This is a genomic window from Burkholderia sp. KBS0801, assembly GCF_005937855.2.
GTDB classification, from domain to species: domain Bacteria; phylum Pseudomonadota; class Gammaproteobacteria; order Burkholderiales; family Burkholderiaceae; genus Burkholderia; species Burkholderia ambifaria.
On sequence record NZ_CP042178.1, the window covers coordinates 2,503,126 to 2,522,281 of the forward strand.

The window sequence follows — 19,156 nt, forward strand, 5'->3', positions numbered from 1 at the left end:
ATATTCCGCGGCATTCCGCTCACGGGTGCACTGTCTATCGTAAGTAGCCGGGCCGGCGCAGCGTTGATGCACGTCAATGCTGCGTTGCCGAGCATGTCCGGGGCGATGCACCCGAGCGGTCGCACGCTCGCTCCATGGCTCTTATTCGTATGACGACTTTGGTTCTTGATTTTGTTGAGCGACGTCAAACCGTCGAAGGGGCGCGAGCATAGAGTGATTCCGGAATTCAACCGGCTTTCGAAAACGATGCTCGTGGACCGTCAGGCCGCGGGGGAGCATCCGGCCCAGAAGTTTTACCTAATATGTTCGGGAAACGCCCGGCCCAGGTACATTGAAATCAGGCGGCCCACCCACAGCCGACGCTGTGGCGTCTCACTGTGCGCAACCGATGTACCGGCCGGCCTCGGTAAATAACCGGAGCCGAACGGCTGAGCAACGGAGCGTCAAATGAGCGGTCAACCTGGCGAAGACAAGCGTTGTCGTCAACGGATTTCCGAGCACGTGTCATCGGGCGGGCATGACGCACACGAGACGGCCAATCAGCAGCCCCAAGCGATGCCCGAGGGCACCATCTACACGTGCCCGATGCACCCGGAAATTCGCCAGGACCACCCGGGGCAATGTCCGAAGTGCGGCATGACGCTGGAACCGATTCTGCCCAGCGTCGACGAAGGCGAGAATCCGGAACTGGTCGATTTCCGACGGCGATTCTGGTGGACGTTGCCACTGACCGTCGTCGTTTTCGTGCTTGCGATGTTCGGCCATCGCCTGAAACTGATGGATGCCGGCACTGAAAGCTGGGTCGAGTTCATCGTCTCCACGCCGGTCATCCTGTGGGCCGGCCTGCCGTTTTTTGCGCGGTGCATTCGCTCATTCATGAACCGCAGCCCCAACATGTGGACGCTCATCGGGCTCGGGACAGGCGCCGCGTATATCTACAGCGTCATCGCTACCCTCTTCCCCGGCGTGTTTCCTGAAACGTACAGCGAGCACGGCCGAGTCAGCGTGTATTTCGAAGCGGCGGCGGTCATCATTTCGCTGACGCTTCTCGGGCAGTTGCTCGAACTGAAGGCCCGCTCGCAAACGTCCGCCGCCATCAAGGCGCTGCTCGGGCTCGCCCCCAAGACGGCCCGACGCATCAACCCGGACGGTTCCGAGGAAGACATTCCGTTGTCCCATGTACATGTCGGAAACCTGCTTCGCGTGCGGCCCGGCGAGAAAGTCCCCACGGACGGCGTGGTGACCGATGGCTCGAGTTCGCTGGACGAGTCCATGATCACCGGCGAGCCCATTCCCGTCACGAAGCGCGTTGGCGACCACGTCATCGGCGCGACGATGAACGCGACAGGCAGTCTCATCATCCGCTCGGAAAAGGTCGGCTCCGAGACGGTGCTGTCACAAATCGTGCAGATGGTCGCGCAGGCGCAGCGGTCCCGAGCACCCATGCAGCGGATGGCCGACAAGGTGGCTGGGGTGTTTGTCGTCGGGGTCGTCAGCGCCGCTCTTCTGACGTTCTTCGTATGGGGCATCTTTGGGCCCGAGCCCAGCTGGGTGTTCGGCCTCATTAACGCGGTGGCGGTACTCATCATTGCGTGTCCATGCGCGTTGGGCCTCGCGACACCGATGTCCATCATGGTCGCGAGCGGCAAAGGAGCCACCAGCGGAATTCTCTTTCGCGATGCGGCCGCGATCGAAAATCTGCGAAAGGTCGATGTACTGATCGTCGACAAGACGGGCACGCTGACCGAGGGGCGTCCAGCCTTCGAGCGGGCCGTGGGCACAAACGGATACACGACCGACGAAGTGCTTCGTCTGGCGGCGAGTCTCGACCAGGGCAGCGAGCATCCGCTTGCCTCGGCCATCGTCGCGGCTGCGCGTGAGAAGAACCTGACTTTGGACCGCCCGGAGAATTTCGAATCCGCGACGGGTATCGGCGTGAGAGGACTGATCGCCGGCACGAAACTCGCGCTGGGCAACACCGCGCTGATGCAGAACGACGCCGTCTCCGTCGAATCGCTGGCCAACGAGGCGGACAGCATGCGCGCGCAAGGCGCCAGTGTCATGTACCTGGCGGTCGATGGCAGCTTGGCGGGACTGCTGGCAGTCGCTGACCCGATTAAGGCGACGACGCCGGAAGCGCTTTCGACGTTGAAGGAGAACGGCATTCGCGTCGTGATGGCGACCGGTGACGGCGTGGTCACGGCCAAGGCCGTGGCCGAAAAGCTCGGCGTCGATGAATTCCATGGCGAGGTGAAGCCTGCCGACAAGCTCGACCTGGTGACACGGCTTCAGCAAGCCCGGCATGTCGTGGCGATGGCCGGGGACGGCATAAACGATGCCCCCGCGCTTGCCAAGGCCGATGTCGGCGTGGCGATGGGAACCGGCACGGATGTGGCAATGAGCAGCGCCCAGGTGACGCTGGTCAAGGGCGACCTGCGCGGTATCGCGCGTGCTCGGGCGCTGTCCGAGGCAACGGTCGCGAACATGAAGCAAAATCTTGGCTTCGCGTTCGTATATAACGCACTCGGTGTTCCGCTGGCGGCCGGGGTACTTTACCCGTTCACGGGGCTGCTGCTGTCGCCGATGATTGCCGCACTGGCTATGAGTCTTAGCTCCGCTTCGGTCATCTCGAACGCGCTGCGACTGCGCAACGCGAAGATTTAGCTTTTCTCGCAGCGTGCGTCGCCATGCGGACCTGCGATCATGCGATCAACCGGCTTGGCGAGCTTGCGCTCCGAGCCGTCGCCGATCAATTAATCTGCGGCACATGACGATCGAGAGATTAGCCGTTGGCCCCCACGAGACGAGCCCCCGTATGGATCTGCAAAGAACACTGAAAGTGGGAAATTCGGGCTCCGGAAAAAGCTGGCTCGCCGAACGAATCGCGCATCGCTTGGCGGCGCCCTGTGTAGACCTGGATTCGATTCATTGGCTTCCGGGCGGATACAGCGTTGCTCGGGAGCGCAACGATGCCGTTCAATTACTGCGAGATGCCGCGAAAGCTGATCGATGGGTCATCGAAGGTATTTACGGTTCGCTCGTCAATGAGATCCGCGATGACTCCACCGCGCTGATCTGGTTGTGCCTCGACGAAGCGGAATGCGTTGAGAATATTCGTCAACGCGGTATTCGTCGAGGAGGAGACGCGGCGTCATTCGCCGCGCTGCTGGATTGGGCCTCGACGTATCGAAGTCGTCAGGGATCGAGTTCGTACGTTGGCCACCAGAAATTGTTTGACGAATACCGGGCCGACAAGCGGATTCTTCGATCACGCGATGACGTAATGGCCTTCCTCCATCGTTGGGACGCGCAGCCTTCCTAGACTCTGCGGTGCGTCTCGCCGACGCCAACTCACCGCGGCGAGTCAAGACGGCGTCGGATATCGCGCGTGAAATGCACTTGATCGCAATACCGCTACTTCGACAAACTCAACTTCTTCAACACCACCGCCCCACTCGCCGGACTCACCAGCGAGATAGATTCGACATCCAGATACAACCTGGAAGTCCTCGTCGTGATATCGGTCGGCTCGTCGTTGCTCGGCTCCGCGTGCTCGACGTGTTCCGTCAGATACGGCCGCACCAGCCGCCCGGAAATAGCGATCGCGAACTGGCCATGCGTTTGCGCATACGCGGCCGGCGAAAGGTTCACACGCCCGCGAACGGTGGACTTCCCGCCTTTTCCGGGATCGAGCTCGATGATGTCGATCTGCTGGATATAGCCTTTTGCCTTCGCCTCGGCCGCGATCGCGAGCCCTCGCCCGCGCTTCCCGGTGATGCTCTTTTTGAGCAGGATGCCTTTCCGGCCCTCGCCGTCGCTGTCGATCAAGTCGACGTCCACCTTCAACACGTGCTTCTTCGACTGATACAGCAGCCCGTACAACACCGGCACCAGGAAAGTCACCTCACGATCCAGATTGACCGCGGCCAGGTCGGCGTTCCGTCCATGCTTGTCGGCACCGCCGGGGACTAGGCTGCGAACGCGATCGCTCAGGGACGGCGCCGCGCTTTTGATATGCTGCTTGTGCAGCGCGTCCCGAATCGCAACCGGATCGTCGCCGACAATCGGCCGCGCGGGCGACGTGTCGGGCGACACGGCGGGCGCAGCGCCCGCCGCGTCGCCGACATCGGCGGCCTCTGCACGCGCCGCGACTTGCGCCAGCATGATCGCCACGGCGGCAACGCACACGACATTCCGACGACCCAACATGGATTTCCGGTAAAACACGACAGACTCCTGATTATCTGACTGACCGGCCGACCACGCGATCGGCAGGATGAAATTGATGGGCAGCGCGCCAACCGTTCGAGCTCACCGGTCGCCTACGCGACACATCGTAGGTTCAATTGCAGCTCGGCGGCAGGCCAGCACGCCACACTATCGTATTGCCCGGACTACAACAATCCAACAATCCACGACTGGCGAGCAGCGGCACGACGTGCGGCAGGCAATGACATTCGGTTGCCCGTCACGAAGCCGCACCCGCCAACTCACTGCTGCCGATCTTCCCGCCGATACTCCGCCGGCGCTTTCCCCACCAGCTTGCGAAAATCGCGCGTGAAATGCGCCTGATCGAAATACCCGAGCGCATGAGCCAGCTCCGCGAGATCGACCGGCTCGCCGCCCGCGAGCTTGTCGGCGGCCTCGTGCAACCGGTATCGACAAATCACCCACTTCGGCGTCACGCCCACATGGCTGGCAAAAAGCTGCTGCAGCGTGCGCTCGCTCAACCCCGCACGCTCGGCCAGATCGCGCACCTGCGTCAGCGCGAGGTCCTGTTGCAGCATCTGCAAAATGGCATGAATGCGCTCGACCTGCGGATCCGGCGGCGGCAGCACGCGCAACAGCAGCGCCTCGGCCACCGCCACCATCGCGGCATCATCCTCGGCGCCAAGCACGGCGTTTTCGGCTTCCGCATCGCCGCAATCGAGCAGCGTCGACACCGGCACCACCTTGTCGGTCAGCAGATGCACGGGTTTGCCGAGGAACGCGCGAAACGCTCCGGGCCGAAACCGCATGCCGATCACCTTCCCCGCCCCGGCCAGCGTCGTCTCGAACGCGCCCGACACCACACCGAAGATCCCCGTGCGTCGCCGGTCGAACACCAAGTTCACGCACGGATACGGCAGCGTGCGCTGCACGTACGACGGCTGGTCGCGCAGATCCCATTCGACGACCCAGTGGTGATCGAGCACCCCGGCCAGCTCGGCACACGGGTAGTAGCGATTCAGGCGGAAGCGCTGGTGGAACGCTTTCGGGCCGACGACGCCCTTGGGCGGGTCGGTCACGTTACGCAAGTCGGCCATGGTGACGAACGGGTGGAAGGATTGCGTAATGATGCACCGCCACAGCGGATTTTTCCAAGACGGCGGCCTGGAACCTACCTACATTGGAAACCTTGTCCCGAATCACACCGGAGCCCGCCATGCCGCAAGACCGTCACCTGACCCTGTTCCACTCCCCGCGCAGCCGATCGGCGGGCGCCCGCATGCTGCTCGAGGAACTGGGCGCCGACTATGAAGTGCACGCGTTCGATCTGTCGACCGGCAAGCATCACGAAGCCGATTACCTCGCGATCAATCCGCTGGGCAAGGTTCCCGCGCTGCGTCACGGCGACGTGATCGTCACCGAGCAGCCCGCCGTCTACCTGTACGCGGCCGAACTGTATCCGGAAGCGGGCCTGTCGCCGGCACCGGGCGACGCGCTGCGCGGACCGTACCTGCGCTGGATGACGTTCTACGGTTCGTGCTTCGAGCCGGCCATCGTCGACCGCTCGATGAATCGTCCGCCCGCCGCCTACTCGACGTCGCCCTACGGCGATTTCGATGCCGTCGTCACCGCGCTCGATGCGCAACTGGCAAAGGGGCCGTACCTGCTCGGCGAGCGCTTCACGGCGGCCGATGTGCTGTGGGGCTCGGCGCTGAACTGGACCACGATGTTCAAGCTGATCCCCGAGACGCCGCGCATTCGCGCGTACATCGATCGCATCCTCGCACGCCCGGCCATCCAGCGCGCACAGGCGGCGGATGCGGCGCTGGCGGAGGAGCAGGACAAAGCCAAAGAGAGCGCCGTCACGGCGAGGTAGCCCGCAACCGGGCGGAGCTTGACGCAAGCTCCGCCCCGACACCTGCCGAACCGCGCGCCGCCGCTGCGGCCGCGTCCGTCAAAACATCGTATGCAACCCGATCCGCGCAACTGCCTGGGTCGCTGAACTAGATGCCCCGTTCGGGTCGAGCACGCCATTGATCTGCGCGTTCGCGCCGCTGTTCGCGCGTTGGTAGTCCCCGGACACATACACCATCGTCCGCTTCGACAGCAGGTATTGAAGCGCGACGCTGACCTGATGCGCGTGGTTGTCGTTCACGGCTTCGTTGCCCTTCATGTACATGTACTTCGCGCCGAGAAAAACGTCCGGCCTGATGCGCCACATGCCACCGGCTTCAGCCATCCACACACCGGCGTCGTTGAACGAATTGTGGACGGTGGTAAGCAACGCCTTCGCGGTCACCGCGCCGAAGTCATAGTGCATCCCGACGCCCCAGTTACGCACACTGGTCGATGGTGTACCGGGCGCCGGACCGTACTTCTCGTTCGTATAGGCGGCGCCGACACCGAACGCCCCCACTTCGTAGTTCAACCCGGCGCTCACGGCGTTGTCCGCGCCGATGGAACCGGCCACGCCGCCGAACGCATACATCACGCCAGCGGAGAAACCGGCAATCGTCGGCGAGTTGTATTTGACCGAATTCGCCACCGGCTTGCTGCCCGCCGTTCGATCCCAATCGAATGCGCCGGTCGGATTGTTCGGCAGCGCAAGCCGCTGGAACGGGCCATTCCTGAACCCGTACAGTCCGCTGATATCCATCGAAATCGCATTCCCCTTCGCAAACAGGGAATCGACCATGAAGTCGTACTGGTTGCCGAGCGTGATGTTACCGAAGCGATCGCTCTCGATCCCGACGTATGCGTTGCGGCCGAAAATCCCGGTGCCGATGATGCTGCCGTTCGCCATCGAGAACTGGTTCACGAGCGCGAACGTCGCGCGATATCCGCCGCCGAGATCTTCCGTGCCGCGCAAGCCGAACAGGTTCGGCGTGAAGATGCCGTCATCGAACTTGACGTTCTTCCCGCCGCCCTCGTTGCTGACATACGAGATGCCGCTGTCGATCAGGCCGAACAAGGTAACGCTACTTTGCGCGTACGCGCCCTGCGCGATGACAAGCATCGCGACTGCTCCAAACCTCAGTTTCATGGTGTCTCCGTCTTTTTTCTGTCAATGCGAACGGCCGCCTGCTGTCTCGCGGGTACTCGACCGATGTTTCGTGAAACAACGACTTCCCCAGCCCGGTGTCTCTTTCATCCGGGCCGGAAAATTACTTAGTTTTACTGATTTGAAATTGAATGAAATCCCGCTCATTCCCGATTTCATCCACCTCGATGCGATTGCCCGATCACCCGAACACGGCTGGGCAATCCCACCTTCCGACTCACGCGCCCCGACAGACCACCCATGCCGCCGAATCCACTTCGACAGCCACGGCTTCGAGCGTGGCCCCGGAGCACGGTCCATCGATGCACACACCATCGTCGAACCGGAACAGCGCACTGTGATGCGCGCACATCAGCACCTGCGACCGGTAACAGGAGACGTTGCCCGGCACAAAATCGAGCGGGACCGAGAAATGCGGACAACGGTTCACATATGCCCAAACCTGCTCCCCACGCCGCACGACGATGACGGGTCGCCCGATGCCCGCCTCGTCGACGACCCGCGCCCCGCCGTCAGGCACCCCGGAGAAGCGGCAGAGTTGCGTGGCGCCCATGGCTCACACTCTCCGCTCGGGATTGCCGAGGCTCCAGTCCCACGGACGCACCTCGACCCGCGAGAACAGCCCTTCCTTCACGTACGGATCGTTGCCGACGAACTGCATCACCGCATCGATGTCGTCCGCCTCGATGACGAGCAGCGTGCCGTTCATCGCATCGCCCTGCGGATCGAGCGTCGGCCCGCCGAGCCGCACGTACACGCCGTGCTGCGCGGCGGAACGCAGGTAAGTCCGATGTGTGGCGCGCACGCGGTCGCGCACGTCGCGCATCCCGGGCTGGTCGGTCGCAAACACCGCGAAAAATCGAGCCATGTCGGTCAGCTCCGGTCGAGCACGAAGTCATACGTCGCTTCGCGGTACGCGCCTTTCAACCCGAACCGGCGCGCAAGTTCATCGCCCGCCGCACGCGGCCGATAGGCGACCATCAGCGACGGCTTCACGCCGAACACGGCATCGGACTCCAGATACGCGTCCTCCTCGTCGAACAGATGCGTGACGAGCTTGCGGTAGCCCGGCGCATCGATCATGAAGTGCAGGTGCGCGGGCCGCCACGGATGGCGTCCGGTGGCATCGAGCATCTTGCCGACCGGGCCGTCGGTCGGAATCGGATAGCTGACCGGCAGGATCGTCGTGATCGCATAACGGCCTTCGGCATCGGTCCGGTAGCGGCCGCGCAGATTGCCGTGCGGCTGTGCGTTGTCCTGTCCGGAATACATGCCGTTGTCGGCGGTCTGCCACACGTCGAGCACGGCGCCCGGCACCGGCGCACCGTCGGTGCCGAGCACGCGGCCATGCACGACGACCGGCGTGCCGGGCGTGAACGCCATGTTCTCGCCGTACGCACGCTCCGGCATGCCCTCGATGTAGAACGGCCCGAACACGGTCGTTTCCGTCGCGCCGGTGGCGAAACGGTGGTTGATCGCATCGACCAGCATCGACACGCCCAGCGTGTCCGACAACAAGATGAATTCCTGGCGCACGACGTCGTCGCACATCTGCCCGGTTTCGGTCAGGAAGCGGATCGCGGTCACCCACTCGGCCTCGGTCAGCTCCGTTTCGCGGACAAACGCATGCAGGTGCCGCACGAGGCTCTGCATCAGCACGCGCAAGCGCGGGTTCGGCGTACCGTCGAAGCTGGCGACGACCTGCTCGGTCAGCCGGGTATCGCCGTCATGATGATCATTCGTCACGTTCGTCTCCTTGGATGCGGCCGGCCGCTCACCGCGGCGCGTGCCCTTGCCACGCACGCTGAAGCAATTCGCGAATCGGCGCGCGTTCGATCGGCTGCGGATTCGCGTATGGGTTCCGGCATGCGAGGTCGGCGGCTTCGTCGAGGCCCGCTTCCGGCATCCCGATATCGGCCAGCGCCGCCGACAGGCCGAGCTGCCGATTCAGCCGGAACAACAGCGGGCCGGCGTCGGCCGCGTCGGTGCCGCCCAGCGCCCGCGCGACCCGGCGCAGCGCGTCGGGCGCCGCGGCATGGTTGTAGTGGGCGGTATGCGGCAACATCGCGGCGTGTGTCTGCGCGTGCGGCAGGTTGAAGGTGCCGCCGAGCGTATGACAGAGCTTATGGTGCAGCGCCATGCCGACCGCGCCGAGACACGTGCCGGCAAGCCATGCGCCATACAACGCGCGGCTGCGCATCTCGCGGTCGTCCGGCGCGCGCACGATGACCGGCAGCGCGTCGCCGAGCGCACGAATCGACTCCTCGGCCATCAGGCTGATCACCGGGTTCGCATCTTCCGCATAGAGCGCTTCGACCGCATGCGCCATCGCGTTGACGCCGGACGCCGCGGAAATCCCCGGCGGCAGCGACAACGTCAGCGACGGGTCGTAGAGCACCGTACGCGGCAGCACGCGCGCATCGCGCCCGGTGCGCTTCAGCCGGCCTTCCGTGAGCCCGTAGATCGGCGTCATCTCCGAGCCCGCGTAAGTCGTCGGCACGGCGAGGATAGGCAGCGACGATTCGAGCGCGATCGCCTTGCCGAGCCCGATCGTCGAGCCGCCGCCGATCGCGATGCAGCAGTCCGCGCCCAGCTCGGCCGCCATCTCGCGCGCGGCACGGGCCACCTCGATCGGCACGTGCATCACGGCCTGCGCGCATACGCCGGCGGCCCGCTCACCGAGCACGCCGCTGACGCGTTCGGCGAGCGGCTGCTGCTCGGGTGTCGACAGAATCAGCGCGCGGTGCGCGCCGAGCGCGGACAACTCGTCGGGCAGCCGCTCGAGCGCGCCCCATTCGAACACGACGCGCGACGGCGTTCCCTGATAGACGAAGCGCTCCATCTCGGCCTCAGCGCTTGAAGTGCGGCGGCACGTTGCCGTCGACGTTGACCCACACCGAGCGCGCTTCCGTGTAGTCGTGCATTGCCTCGAAACCCATCTCGCGGCCGTAGCCCGACTGGCCGACGCCGCCGAACGGGCTGCCCGGATTGACGCGCTTGTAGCAGTTGATCCAGCACATGCCCGCGTCGATGCGCGCTGCCATCCTGTGCGCGCGGGACAGATCGTTGGTCCACAGGCCGCTGCCGAGCCCGTATTCGGTCGCGTTGGCGATCGACAGCGCTTCGTCGTCGCTGCCGAAGCGCAGCACGGTGACGAACGGGCCGAACACTTCCTCCTGCGCGACGCGATCGGCCGCGCTCTTCGCTTCGATGACCGTCGGGCGCACGTAGTAGCCGTTGGCGAGCGCCGCATCCTGCGGCACGCTGCCACCCGCGAGCACACGGCCACCCTGCTCGCGCGCGACGTCGACGAACGACAGGACGCGGTCGAGGTGCTGCTTCGACGTGAGCGGCCCCATCTCGGTGTCCGGGTCCAGCGGATTGCCGACACGGATCGACGACGCCAGCGACACGAAGCGCTCGAGGAATGCGTCGGCGATGCGTTCGTGCAGCACGAGACGCGAACCCGCGATACACGCCTGCCCCTGGTTGTGGAAGATCGCCCACGCGGCGCCGTTGATGGCGGCGTCGAGGTTCGCATCGTCGAACACAATGTTCGCGCCCTTGCCGCCCAGCTCCAGCTGCACGCGCTTCAGGTTGCCCTGCGATGCGTCGACGATCCGGCGGCCCGTCGCCGTCGAACCGGTGAACGCGATCTTCCCGACACCCGGATGTTCGGCAAGCCGCTGGCCCGCCGTATGCCCGTAACCGGGGACGATGTTGACGACACCGGCCGGGAACCCGACCTCGGCCATCAGCTCGACGATACGCAGCGTCGACAGCGGCGTGATCTCCGACGGCTTGAGCACCACCGTGTTGCCTGCGGCCAGCGCCGGGCCCATCTTCCAGCTCGTGAACATCAGCGGGAAATTCCACGGCACGATCTGGCCGACGACGCCGATCGGCGAGCGCTGCACGTAGTTCAGGAAGCCGGTTTCGACCGGAATCACCGAGCCCTGCAGCTTGTCGGCCATCCCGCCGAAGTAGCGGAAGCATCCTGCCGTGCGCGGCACGTCGAGCGCGCGCGAATCGCGGATCGGGTGGCCGGTGTCCAGCGATTCGAGCTGCGCGAGTTCCTCCGCGTTGGCTTCGATCGCGTCGGCCAGACGCAGCAGCAGCCGGCCACGTTCGGCCGCCGGCATGGCCGACCACTTCGGGAACGCGCGGGTGGCCGCTTCCACGGCCAGGTCAACGTCCGCCGCGGTGGCGGCGGCGATCGTCGTGATCAGCGAGCCGTCGTGCGGATTGAGCACGTCGATCGTGCCGCGCTCGACGGCGTCAACGAAGCGGCCGTCGATGAAGAGTTGGGTTTGCATGAATCGTCCTCGGTATCGCGCGCATGCGCTGCTTAGAATTCGATCGGATACGGCGCAAGCTCGCCGCTCTCGTATCGCTGCGGAAGGTCCGGCGTCGCGTTTTCCCAGACCAGCAGCATCGAACGCTTCGTCGAGTAACCCTGGTGCCGGATGTCGGCGGGCATCGCGCAGATGTCGCCGGCCCGCATCGTGATGCGTGCGCGCGGCGCGCCGGTGTTCTTGTCGCCGATGTCCCACACGATTTCGTCGGACAGTTGCAGAAACCATTCGACGCGGTCGTTGCCATGGAACACCGGCAGGATGAATTCCTCGGTGGTCGGGCAGAACAGGCTGCGCCCGCATACGGAAGTGACCGACGGATTCCACGTCACGTCCGAGCGCGACAGGTACTTGAACAGGTTGAACGCGTGCAGCTCGCCTTCGAAGCCGGGCTTCACATGCACCTCGGGCTCGTCCTGGCCGACGTCGCGGAACGCGCGGTTGACCGGCAGTTCGTCGCGCAGCGGCGAGTCGCCTTCGAGGCCCGGCATGCAGCGCGTCGCGATGCGCGTGCGTTCGATCGCCGCGCCGTTCTCGCCATGCTTGCGGCCGAATGCCGTGCCGGTTTCCTCGGGCGCCGCGAACGGGTCGAAGCCTTCGTTGGTCCAGTCGTGCAGCATCGCCTTGAAGGTCGCCATGATCGTCGGCGTTTCGAAGGTCTCGGTGTAGTCGACGCCGGCTTCCTTCAGGATTCCGTTGAATGTGCCGGCATAGACGTCCACCTTGCCGTAGTGATTGCGCGTGCCGAACACGTGATCGAAATTCACCCAGCCGTAGAAGAAGCCCCACGCCACGTCGCGCATCATCGCGCGCAAAAACGCGTCCGCGGGGATCGCATGCGTGCGTGTGCTGCCCTTCGCCGGCCAGCTGATTTTCACGAAGTACTCGTCGCGCTGGAACGCGAACGCGCCGAGCAGGAAGCGGCGGTAGCCGGTGACGGCATCGGCTTCGGTGGCTTGCACCAGATCGGCGGCAAAGCCTGCGGAAAGATCGAGGGTCTCGAGGGTGGCCATCACGTGTCTCCAGGAATAGTCGAATGGGGGGCGGTCGGATCGGTCAGTGCAGGCAGATGTCGGGCCACTTCTCGACGGACAGTTCGCCGAGCACGGTCTGCACGAGCGCGACGCCCGGCTTGTCGGCGGCGAACCGATACGCGCATCCGGCCGGCAGCAGCGCCTGATGCCCCTTGCGCAGGACGACGTAGCCCATCTCGCGGCCCGCCGGCTGCGTGCCGGCGCTCACGGTGCCGCGGCCGGTGGTCGGCGGGTTGTCGAGCTTGATGAATTCGATGCTGACTTCGCCGTCCATCTGGATCGCGAACTCGTCGTGCGCGCATGCGAACCACGGCGACTCGCCGTCGGTGCGCAGCACTTCGATCACGTATTCGAGGTTCTTGCCGGCGACGACTTTCTCGTAGGGGGCCGACTTGGATGCCACCTCGAACACGTTCGAGAAGGCGTAGTGCTGCGCGCTGCCGCTGGTGATTTCGATCTCGCCCTTGGTGTAGCTGTCGAGCGAGCCAAAGACGGTGTGGAATGCCGTGTCGGTCATTGCTGTCTCCTGAGTTGTACCGCTTGTTGGATTCAACTCTAGGGGCAAGGGCGCCCCTCAACAAGGCAACGGAGCGCGACTACGGCATTTGCGTTTCGCGAATAATCGCCCGGCTCAGCGGACCCAGCCGCGCTCCAGCAGCGGACGGTCCCACGGCGACTCGTCGCCGATGTATTCGGCGAGGAATTCGACCAGCGCTTTCACCTTCAACGCCTGTCGCTGCGTTGCGGGATAGACGGCCGCGAAGCTCAGCGGCGCGATCTGGAAGTCGGTGAGGATGGGCACCAGCCGGCCCGCGACGAGCGCCTCGCTCGCGACCAGCGTGGGCAGGCACACGACACCGCCGCCCGTCAGCGCATACTCGCGCAGCAAATGCACGGAGTTCGAGCGGATCATGCCGGGCAATTCCATTTCGACGACCTCGTCGCCGCGCGTCATCGTCCAGCGGTTGCGCGATGGATAACCCGAATACAGCGCCGTCGTGTGCTGCAGCAATTCGCGCGGATGTTGTGGCGCACCATGCGCGTCGAGATACGCGGGCGACGCGCAGAAGAGGCGTCGGACCACGAACAGGCGCCGCTCGATCAGCGATTCGGAAATCGGCGGGAAGATCTGGAACGCGATGTCGAACCCTTCTTCGACAGGGTCCACCACACGGTCGTTGACGATGATGTCGAGCTGGATGCCCGGGTAGCGCCGATTGAATTCGGCGAGCGGCACGCCGAAGTGATCGAGCGCGAAGCCGGGCAGCATCTGGATACGCAGCCGCCCGGTCGGGGTCGCGCGCAGTTCGCGCATCTGGTCGGTCAGCTCGTTGACGCGCCCGACCACCTCCGCGCATTCGCGGTAGAAGGTCTCGCCCACGTCGGACAGCCGCACGTGCCGCGTGCTGCGATGGAACAGCGGCGCGTTGACGAACTTCTCCAGTTGCTGGATGCGGTTCGTCACGACCGAACTCGTGACGCCAAGCTGGCGCGCCGCTTCCGCAAAACTGCTCGCCTCCGCGACCCTGACGAATGCCTCGATGCTCAGAAAGCGGTCCATGCGGCGCCTTTTCCGGGAAGCGAAACCGCCAGTCTAACCGCACCTGCCGGCCCGTTGGAGCATGCGCAAAGCGTCACACTGTCACCCGGCAGGTGTCAATCTCGCAGGCCGCCGGGCGCAGGTGCGGGTACAGGTGCGGGTGCGACCGAGCCGCATGTTACGGCTGCTCGCCCGTAGTCAGCTCCGGCTGCACGCCCACGCGGCGCTGCAGCACGGCCGGTGCAGTTTCCCGCAGCAGCATGCTGACCACGATGCCGAGCAGCACCGCAATCATCGGCAGCCACAGAATGTTCTGGATCCCGAAGTGCGCGGCGACGTAGCCGCCCAGAGCCGGCGCGATGCCGCCGCCGAAGATCTCGCCGCAGCCGACCACCACGCCGATCGACGTCGACACGAGGCCGACGGGCGCGGCTTCGGTCGCGACCGGACCCGACAGCAGCGACACCAGCCCGAGCGTGAAGAACGACGCGACGAACAGGACGCCGAACAGTGCGAACGGCTGCGGGCCGAGCCCACGGAAAATGTAGAGCATCACCGCCGTGCCGGCGAAGCCGACGATGCTTGCGAGGCGGCGCCCCACCAGGTCGGACAGGCCCGGCAGCCCGAACTGCCCGAGAAAGCCGCCGAAGCCGATCGCCGACACTACCAGGCCCATCTTCTGCGTGCCGAGCGACAGGTAGTCCGTCAGGTACAGCGGCAGCAGCGCGCCGAGCACGAACACGCCGGTCATCGCGCAACAGAGCGCGGCCATCGCGACGAGGATGTTACGGCTCCTGAGCACATGGCCGAGCGAGGCCGGCGCATGTTCCGACACGACCTCCTTGGTGCGCTTCGGTTCGCGGATCACGAAGAACATGATCGCGCCGAGGATCAGCCCCGGAAGGGCCACCAGCGCGAACACCCAGCGCCACGACACGACGTTGAGCAACTGGGTCGCGATGATCGGCGACAGCGCCAGCCCGAACAGCGCGAAGCCGCTTTGCTGCAGCCCGAGGTTCAGGCCGCGCCGCCGCGGATGCGAAGCGTCGGCGGTCGCGGCAAAGCTGGTCGGGCAGAACGAACCCTCGGCCACGCCCATCAGCCCGCGGATCGCGATCAGGCCGAGCAGCCCGCCCGCGAGCCCCGAGAAGCCGGACAGCAGCGAGAACGCGACGATGGCGGGGATCAGCACCTTGCGGCGGCCGATCTTGTCGGAGATGCCGCCCATCAGCGCCGCGAAAATGCCCCAAGACAGCCCAAGCACGCCGATGCAGTTGCCGACGTCCTGCGCGGTCAGGTGCAGGTCCTTCATGATCGACGGGAACAGCGGCGCGATGAGCCAGCGGTCGAGGCCGACCAGCCCGAAGCCGAGCGCCAGCAGCGTCACCGCCTTCCACTCATAGGAGGTATCCCACTCGTTTGCTTTCATGTCTGTCTCCGTGGATTGGTCCGCGTGCACGCGCCGCAGCGTCGGTGCATGAAGCCAGGTCCGTTGTCTTGTGTGCGATGCGACGCGAGTCGCGAGGAAGTGGCGGCCGCCTTTCCGGTGGCAGGCGTCGAATTCAATCAGCCGACGCCCGAACGATAGGTGCGGGGCCGCCGATCGGGTATGGAACAACCGGCGAACGCGCCATTCGCGAAACGCAAATAATCGGGAGCCGGGGGGTGGGAAGCGTCGGCGGAAAAGCGCCGGGAGAAGGGCCATGGGCGTCGACGTGGCGTTCACCGGCGTGTTACGGGGGAATCCCTCATAGACATCATGCGTTCCCCGCACATTGCCTGCGCAGGCACGAGTAGCGATCCCGTTCGCATCTTTTCCGATACTGCAACACGCAGTCGCCCGCCTTTATGTCTGACAAATCGAGTTTTTTAAAATACACGCCTGCAATAATCGGACAAAATCAGCTGATCGCACCCCGCAGCTGACCGAACGATCGTCGAGACAGCATCAATCGCATCCGGAAATAAGACTTTAAAAAAAACAAACAAATCACGACAAACGCAAAATACTGTTTCTTAAAGATAAATCGCACAATCCCAAAATAAAAATACATTCTCGGATCCAGAAAAACTTGCTAATCTCCGCCGCGCGATTTAGCGGATTCCCGTGCTTAACCATACCGATATTCAATTTCATATAAATCTGAATTCTGAAACCTAGCAATGAGATTAGCGTGATATCGATAGCAAAAACGCTCCGTAATTTTGCGTCTGGTCTGATTGACGGAAACCCGCGGCCAGTCGATCTCCATTTCGGGCGCGCGCAACGCGCGGTCGGCCATCTGCTGGCGCTCCATCACGCCGATATCTCCGAAGGGCTGATGTCCGGAATCGAAGGGCAGCTGACCTGCGTGTCCACCCACGACCATCTGTCGCCTGCGCTGTTTCTCGGCCTGCCCGTGTCGGTTCGTGTGACGACCGATCGGGGCGGCGTACGCGCGATCAATGCGATCGTGCGCGAAGTGCGGACCGGTCAATCCGACGGCGAGCTGACCGTCTATCAGTTGCAGGTGTGTGACGCGCTGTCGTTGATGGAGGGCCGCACGAACGCCCGCGTGTTCCGCTCGCGCAGCGTGACGGAAATCCTCACGACGCTGATGAACGAATGGAAACAGCGCAGCTACGCACTCGCGCGCGCATTCGATTTCGACCTGTCCGGGCTGCAGGCCGATCGCTATCCGGTGCGCGAGCTCACGCGGCAGGTCAACGAATCGGACGCGCGCTTCATCCGGCGTCTGCTGCGCCGGGAAGGCATCACGGTCTTCGCGAAGGCTGAGCCGGTCGGACGCGTGCACGGCATGACCGACGAGCCGCCGGTTCACACGCTCGTATTTTGCGACGATCCGCATTGTTTGAAGGAGGCACCGGCCGGTGCGCTGCGCCTTCACCCTCGCGATGCGGGCGCTGCGCAGCGCGACACGGTGACGCTCTTTGCGCACCGCCAGCGCCTGTCGTCCGGCAAGGTCCGCCGTCCGTCGTGGGACTACAAGACGGCGCGTATCGACGATTCCATGGCCGTCACCAGCCTCCATCAGGGTGAATCGGGAAACGATCTGGCACACCTGCTGAGCGACGTCGCGATCGACATCCCGCATGTCGGCGATTCGTGGAACGATCACGACCGCATCACGCGCGACCGGATACTGGCTCACCAGTTCGAAGCCGAGCGATACGACGGGATCAGCAACGTGCGCGATTTGCCGGTTGGCCACTGGTTCACGCTGACGGGCGACCCGGAGCTGGATATGAAGCCGATCGAGCATCGTCGGTTCGTCGTCACGTCGGTTCGACACGACATCCACAACAACTTGCCAACGCAGCTCGCAAGTCGGACGCAGGGACTCTTCGCGGCGAGCCGTAACCTGGCGCAAACCGGTGGGCCGACGCCTGCCGATGTTGCCGAACAAGCGGACACGCGCTACGAGAACCGCTTCACGTGCGTGCGGCGCGGCGTGCCGCTCAAACCCGCCTACGATCCGAAGATCGATGTGCCGCCGGCTCACCTGCTGACCGGCACGATCGTCGGCACGCAGGGCGAGGAAGTGTCTTGCGACAGCGCCGGCCGCGTGCGCGTGCGGATTCATGGTTACGATCCGGCCGATCATGCGCACGCGCAAGGCGCCGGAACGAACGGCCGGGCCGGTGACAGCGCACCCATTCGCGTTGGGGCAAATCTGGCGGGCGGCAACTTCGGGACGCTCTTCCTGCCCCGCGTCGGCATGGAAGTCCTGTTGGGATGTCTTGCAGGCGACCCGGACCGGCTGGTCATCATCGGCGTCCTGAGCAATGCCGCGAACCCGCCTGCGACCTTCAGCCATACCGGCGCGCTTCCCGGCAACCGTTTCCTTTCCGGCATCAAGACCAAGGAAATCAACGGCAGGCGTTATAACCAGCTTCGTCTGGACGACACGCCGTCGCAAATCTCGGCGCAGTTGGCGAGCGAACATGCGCATACCGAATTGAATCTCGGCTATCTGACGCAGCCGCGAGAAAACGGACATGGGGAGGCGCGCGGCGAAGGCGCGGAGTTGCGTACCGATGCCGCCGCCGCGTTGCGTGCCGCCCGCGGCATCCTGCTGTCGACCTATGCGCGCACACGGGCCACCGGTGGTCAGCTCGATCGCGATGAACTGATTCGCCTGCTCGATCAATGTGCCGAACTCTTCAAATCGCTCGGTGATTACGCCGGCCAGCACGGCGGGCAGTCCGCCGACACCAGCGGTCAGGACAACGTCGCCAGTGCGTTCCGTAACTGGACGCCCGGCGGCGTCCAAGCCGGCGCGGCCGACGATGCGTGCGCGCTGCTCGCGTTCGGCGCGCAGTCCGGGGCGCTCCACGTCACGCCCAAAACGCACGTCATCCATGCGGGCGAGAACATCGATCAGGTCGCGCAGCAACATGTGCAGGTCACGAGCGGCGAGCGCATCAATCTGCATGCCGGTCGCGGCGTCGCGATGTTTGCGCACGGCGACGGCGTGTCGGCGATCGCGAATCAGGGGAAGGTCGCGCTCCAGTCGCAGAACGACGATACGCGCGTCGACTCGGCGAAGAACATTCAATTGACCGCGGCGGGCGGAAAGCTCGTTGGCACCGCGAGCGATGAAGTCGTGCTCGTTACGTCCGGTGGCGCGTATCTCAGGCTGCGCGGCGGCGATATCGAGCTGGGTTGCCCGGGCACTTTCACGGTGAAATCGGCCGGTCATGCGTGGGATGGTCCGGCGAACATGAGCGCGGACATGCCGACATTCGCGCAGGACACGCTTGGCCGCGTGCCAAAGCTGGTCCGCGCGACGGACGGCCACGCGGCGGCGGGATTCGAAGGCGAGGTTCAAAAGCCATCCGGGCCGGTGTCGAATGTGTCGAGCGACGTGGACGGCCAACTGCCCGCCGTCGATGCCGACCAGTTCGAGAGACTGGCGGTGCGGTTCATCAAGAAAAACGTATAGGAATGCGCAGG

The 19,156-nt window shown here is 64.4% G+C and carries 16 protein-coding genes; 4 read left to right on the top strand and 12 right to left on the bottom strand.

The window, feature by feature from the left end; genetic code table 11:
• Positions 1–585 precede the first annotated feature (585 nt).
• Both FFI87_RS28125 and FFI87_RS28130 read left to right on the top strand, forming a co-directional pair.
• Entirely contained in the window at positions 586–2,664 is a 2,079-nt protein-coding gene (locus tag FFI87_RS28125) for a copper-transporting P-type ATPase (RefSeq protein WP_244108060.1), read from the top strand.
• A 151-nt stretch (positions 2,665–2,815) separates the two neighbouring features.
• Positions 2,816–3,322: an adenylate kinase gene (locus FFI87_RS28130; RefSeq protein ID WP_249177018.1), complete on the top strand. Its 507-nt coding sequence runs from the start codon at positions 2,816–2,818 to the stop codon at positions 3,320–3,322.
• A 92-nt stretch (positions 3,323–3,414) separates the two neighbouring features.
• Here the strand turns inward: FFI87_RS28130 and FFI87_RS28135 are convergent, their stop codons facing one another.
• Both FFI87_RS28135 and FFI87_RS28140 read right to left on the bottom strand, forming a co-directional pair.
• Positions 3,415–4,227: a hypothetical protein gene (locus FFI87_RS28135; protein ID WP_138849930.1), complete on the bottom strand. Its 813-nt coding sequence runs from the start codon at positions 4,225–4,227 to the stop codon at positions 3,415–3,417.
• A gap of 263 nt (positions 4,228–4,490) precedes the next feature.
• Positions 4,491–5,306, bottom strand: coding sequence for a helix-turn-helix domain-containing protein (locus FFI87_RS28140; RefSeq protein WP_138849929.1), 816 nt, complete (start codon positions 5,304–5,306; stop codon positions 4,491–4,493).
• A 119-nt stretch (positions 5,307–5,425) separates the two neighbouring features.
• Between FFI87_RS28140 and FFI87_RS28145 the strand changes: the two genes are divergently transcribed.
• Positions 5,426–6,085 carry a glutathione S-transferase family protein gene (locus FFI87_RS28145; RefSeq protein ID WP_138849928.1) on the top strand — a complete coding sequence of 220 codons (660 nt, stop codon included), beginning with the start codon at positions 5,426–5,428 and terminating at the stop codon, positions 6,083–6,085.
• A 78-nt stretch (positions 6,086–6,163) separates the two neighbouring features.
• Here the strand turns inward: FFI87_RS28145 and FFI87_RS28150 are convergent, their stop codons facing one another.
• The 10 genes from FFI87_RS28150 to FFI87_RS28195 all read right to left on the bottom strand — a co-directional run bounded on the left by FFI87_RS28150 (position 6,164) and on the right by FFI87_RS28195 (position 15,628).
• A complete protein-coding gene (locus tag FFI87_RS28150; RefSeq protein ID WP_138849927.1) occupies positions 6,164–7,252 on the bottom strand; it encodes a porin in 1,089 nt (362 codons plus the stop codon).
• Positions 7,253–7,487: 235 nt separating this feature from the next.
• On the bottom strand, positions 7,488–7,823 hold the full coding sequence (locus FFI87_RS28155; protein ID WP_138849926.1) for a Rieske (2Fe-2S) protein: 336 nt from the start codon (positions 7,821–7,823) through the stop codon (positions 7,488–7,490).
• Between the two features lie 3 nt (positions 7,824–7,826).
• On the bottom strand, positions 7,827–8,138 hold the full coding sequence (locus FFI87_RS28160; protein WP_012365279.1) for a YciI family protein: 312 nt from the start codon (positions 8,136–8,138) through the stop codon (positions 7,827–7,829).
• Between the two features lie 5 nt (positions 8,139–8,143).
• Positions 8,144–9,016, bottom strand: coding sequence for an intradiol ring-cleavage dioxygenase (locus FFI87_RS28165; protein ID WP_138849925.1), 873 nt, complete (start codon positions 9,014–9,016; stop codon positions 8,144–8,146).
• Positions 9,017–9,044: 28 nt separating this feature from the next.
• The gene (locus FFI87_RS28170) at positions 9,045–10,112 is read right to left on the bottom strand and encodes a maleylacetate reductase (RefSeq protein ID WP_138849924.1); all 1,068 of its coding nucleotides are present in this window, start codon (positions 10,110–10,112) and stop codon (positions 9,045–9,047) included.
• A gap of 7 nt (positions 10,113–10,119) precedes the next feature.
• Complete coding sequence (locus FFI87_RS28175; RefSeq protein WP_138849923.1) at positions 10,120–11,586, bottom strand: aldehyde dehydrogenase family protein; 1,467 nt, start codon at positions 11,584–11,586, stop codon at positions 10,120–10,122.
• Between the two features lie 32 nt (positions 11,587–11,618).
• Positions 11,619–12,638: a hydroxyquinol 1,2-dioxygenase gene (locus FFI87_RS28180; protein WP_138849922.1), complete on the bottom strand. Its 1,020-nt coding sequence runs from the start codon at positions 12,636–12,638 to the stop codon at positions 11,619–11,621.
• Positions 12,639–12,681: 43 nt separating this feature from the next.
• Complete coding sequence (locus FFI87_RS28185; RefSeq protein WP_138849921.1) at positions 12,682–13,176, bottom strand: hydroxyquinol 1,2-dioxygenase; 495 nt, start codon at positions 13,174–13,176, stop codon at positions 12,682–12,684.
• Between the two features lie 114 nt (positions 13,177–13,290).
• The gene (locus tag FFI87_RS28190) at positions 13,291–14,220 is read right to left on the bottom strand and encodes a LysR family transcriptional regulator (RefSeq protein ID WP_006752302.1); all 930 of its coding nucleotides are present in this window, start codon (positions 14,218–14,220) and stop codon (positions 13,291–13,293) included.
• Between the two features lie 157 nt (positions 14,221–14,377).
• Positions 14,378–15,628, bottom strand: coding sequence for an MFS transporter (locus tag FFI87_RS28195; protein WP_138849920.1), 1,251 nt, complete (start codon positions 15,626–15,628; stop codon positions 14,378–14,380).
• Between the two features lie 748 nt (positions 15,629–16,376).
• On the opposite strand from FFI87_RS28195, the gene FFI87_RS28200 reads away from it, so the two are divergent.
• Positions 16,377–19,145: a type VI secretion system Vgr family protein gene (locus FFI87_RS28200; protein ID WP_138850264.1), complete on the top strand. Its 2,769-nt coding sequence runs from the start codon at positions 16,377–16,379 to the stop codon at positions 19,143–19,145.
• Positions 19,146–19,156: the final 11 nt, after the last annotated feature.

What these genes read in the sequence shown, in the direction of transcription:
- FFI87_RS28140 (WP_138849929.1), bottom strand. Translation starts at nt 5,306, where the DNA reads ATGGCCGACTTGCGTAACGTGACCGACCCGCCCAAGGGCGTCGTCGGC.
- FFI87_RS28155 (WP_138849926.1), bottom strand. Translation starts at nt 7,823, where the DNA reads ATGGGCGCCACGCAACTCTGCCGCTTCTCCGGGGTGCCTGACGGCGGG.
- FFI87_RS28145 (WP_138849928.1), top strand. Translation starts at nt 5,426, where the DNA reads ATGCCGCAAGACCGTCACCTGACCCTGTTCCACTCCCCGCGCAGCCGA.
- FFI87_RS28195 (WP_138849920.1), bottom strand. Translation starts at nt 15,628, where the DNA reads ATGAAAGCAAACGAGTGGGATACCTCCTATGAGTGGAAGGCGGTGACG.
- FFI87_RS28190 (WP_006752302.1), bottom strand. Translation starts at nt 14,220, where the DNA reads ATGGACCGCTTTCTGAGCATCGAGGCATTCGTCAGGGTCGCGGAGGCG.
- FFI87_RS28160 (WP_012365279.1), bottom strand. Translation starts at nt 8,138, where the DNA reads ATGGCTCGATTTTTCGCGGTGTTTGCGACCGACCAGCCCGGGATGCGC.
- FFI87_RS28150 (WP_138849927.1), bottom strand. Translation starts at nt 7,252, where the DNA reads ATGAAACTGAGGTTTGGAGCAGTCGCGATGCTTGTCATCGCGCAGGGC.
- FFI87_RS28175 (WP_138849923.1), bottom strand. Translation starts at nt 11,586, where the DNA reads ATGCAAACCCAACTCTTCATCGACGGCCGCTTCGTTGACGCCGTCGAG.
- FFI87_RS28180 (WP_138849922.1), bottom strand. Translation starts at nt 12,638, where the DNA reads ATGGCCACCCTCGAGACCCTCGATCTTTCCGCAGGCTTTGCCGCCGAT.
- FFI87_RS28170 (WP_138849924.1), bottom strand. Translation starts at nt 10,112, where the DNA reads ATGGAGCGCTTCGTCTATCAGGGAACGCCGTCGCGCGTCGTGTTCGAA.
- FFI87_RS28125 (WP_244108060.1), top strand. Translation starts at nt 586, where the DNA reads ATGCACCCGGAAATTCGCCAGGACCACCCGGGGCAATGTCCGAAGTGC.
- FFI87_RS28185 (WP_138849921.1), bottom strand. Translation starts at nt 13,176, where the DNA reads ATGACCGACACGGCATTCCACACCGTCTTTGGCTCGCTCGACAGCTAC.
- FFI87_RS28130 (WP_249177018.1), top strand. Translation starts at nt 2,816, where the DNA reads ATGGATCTGCAAAGAACACTGAAAGTGGGAAATTCGGGCTCCGGAAAA.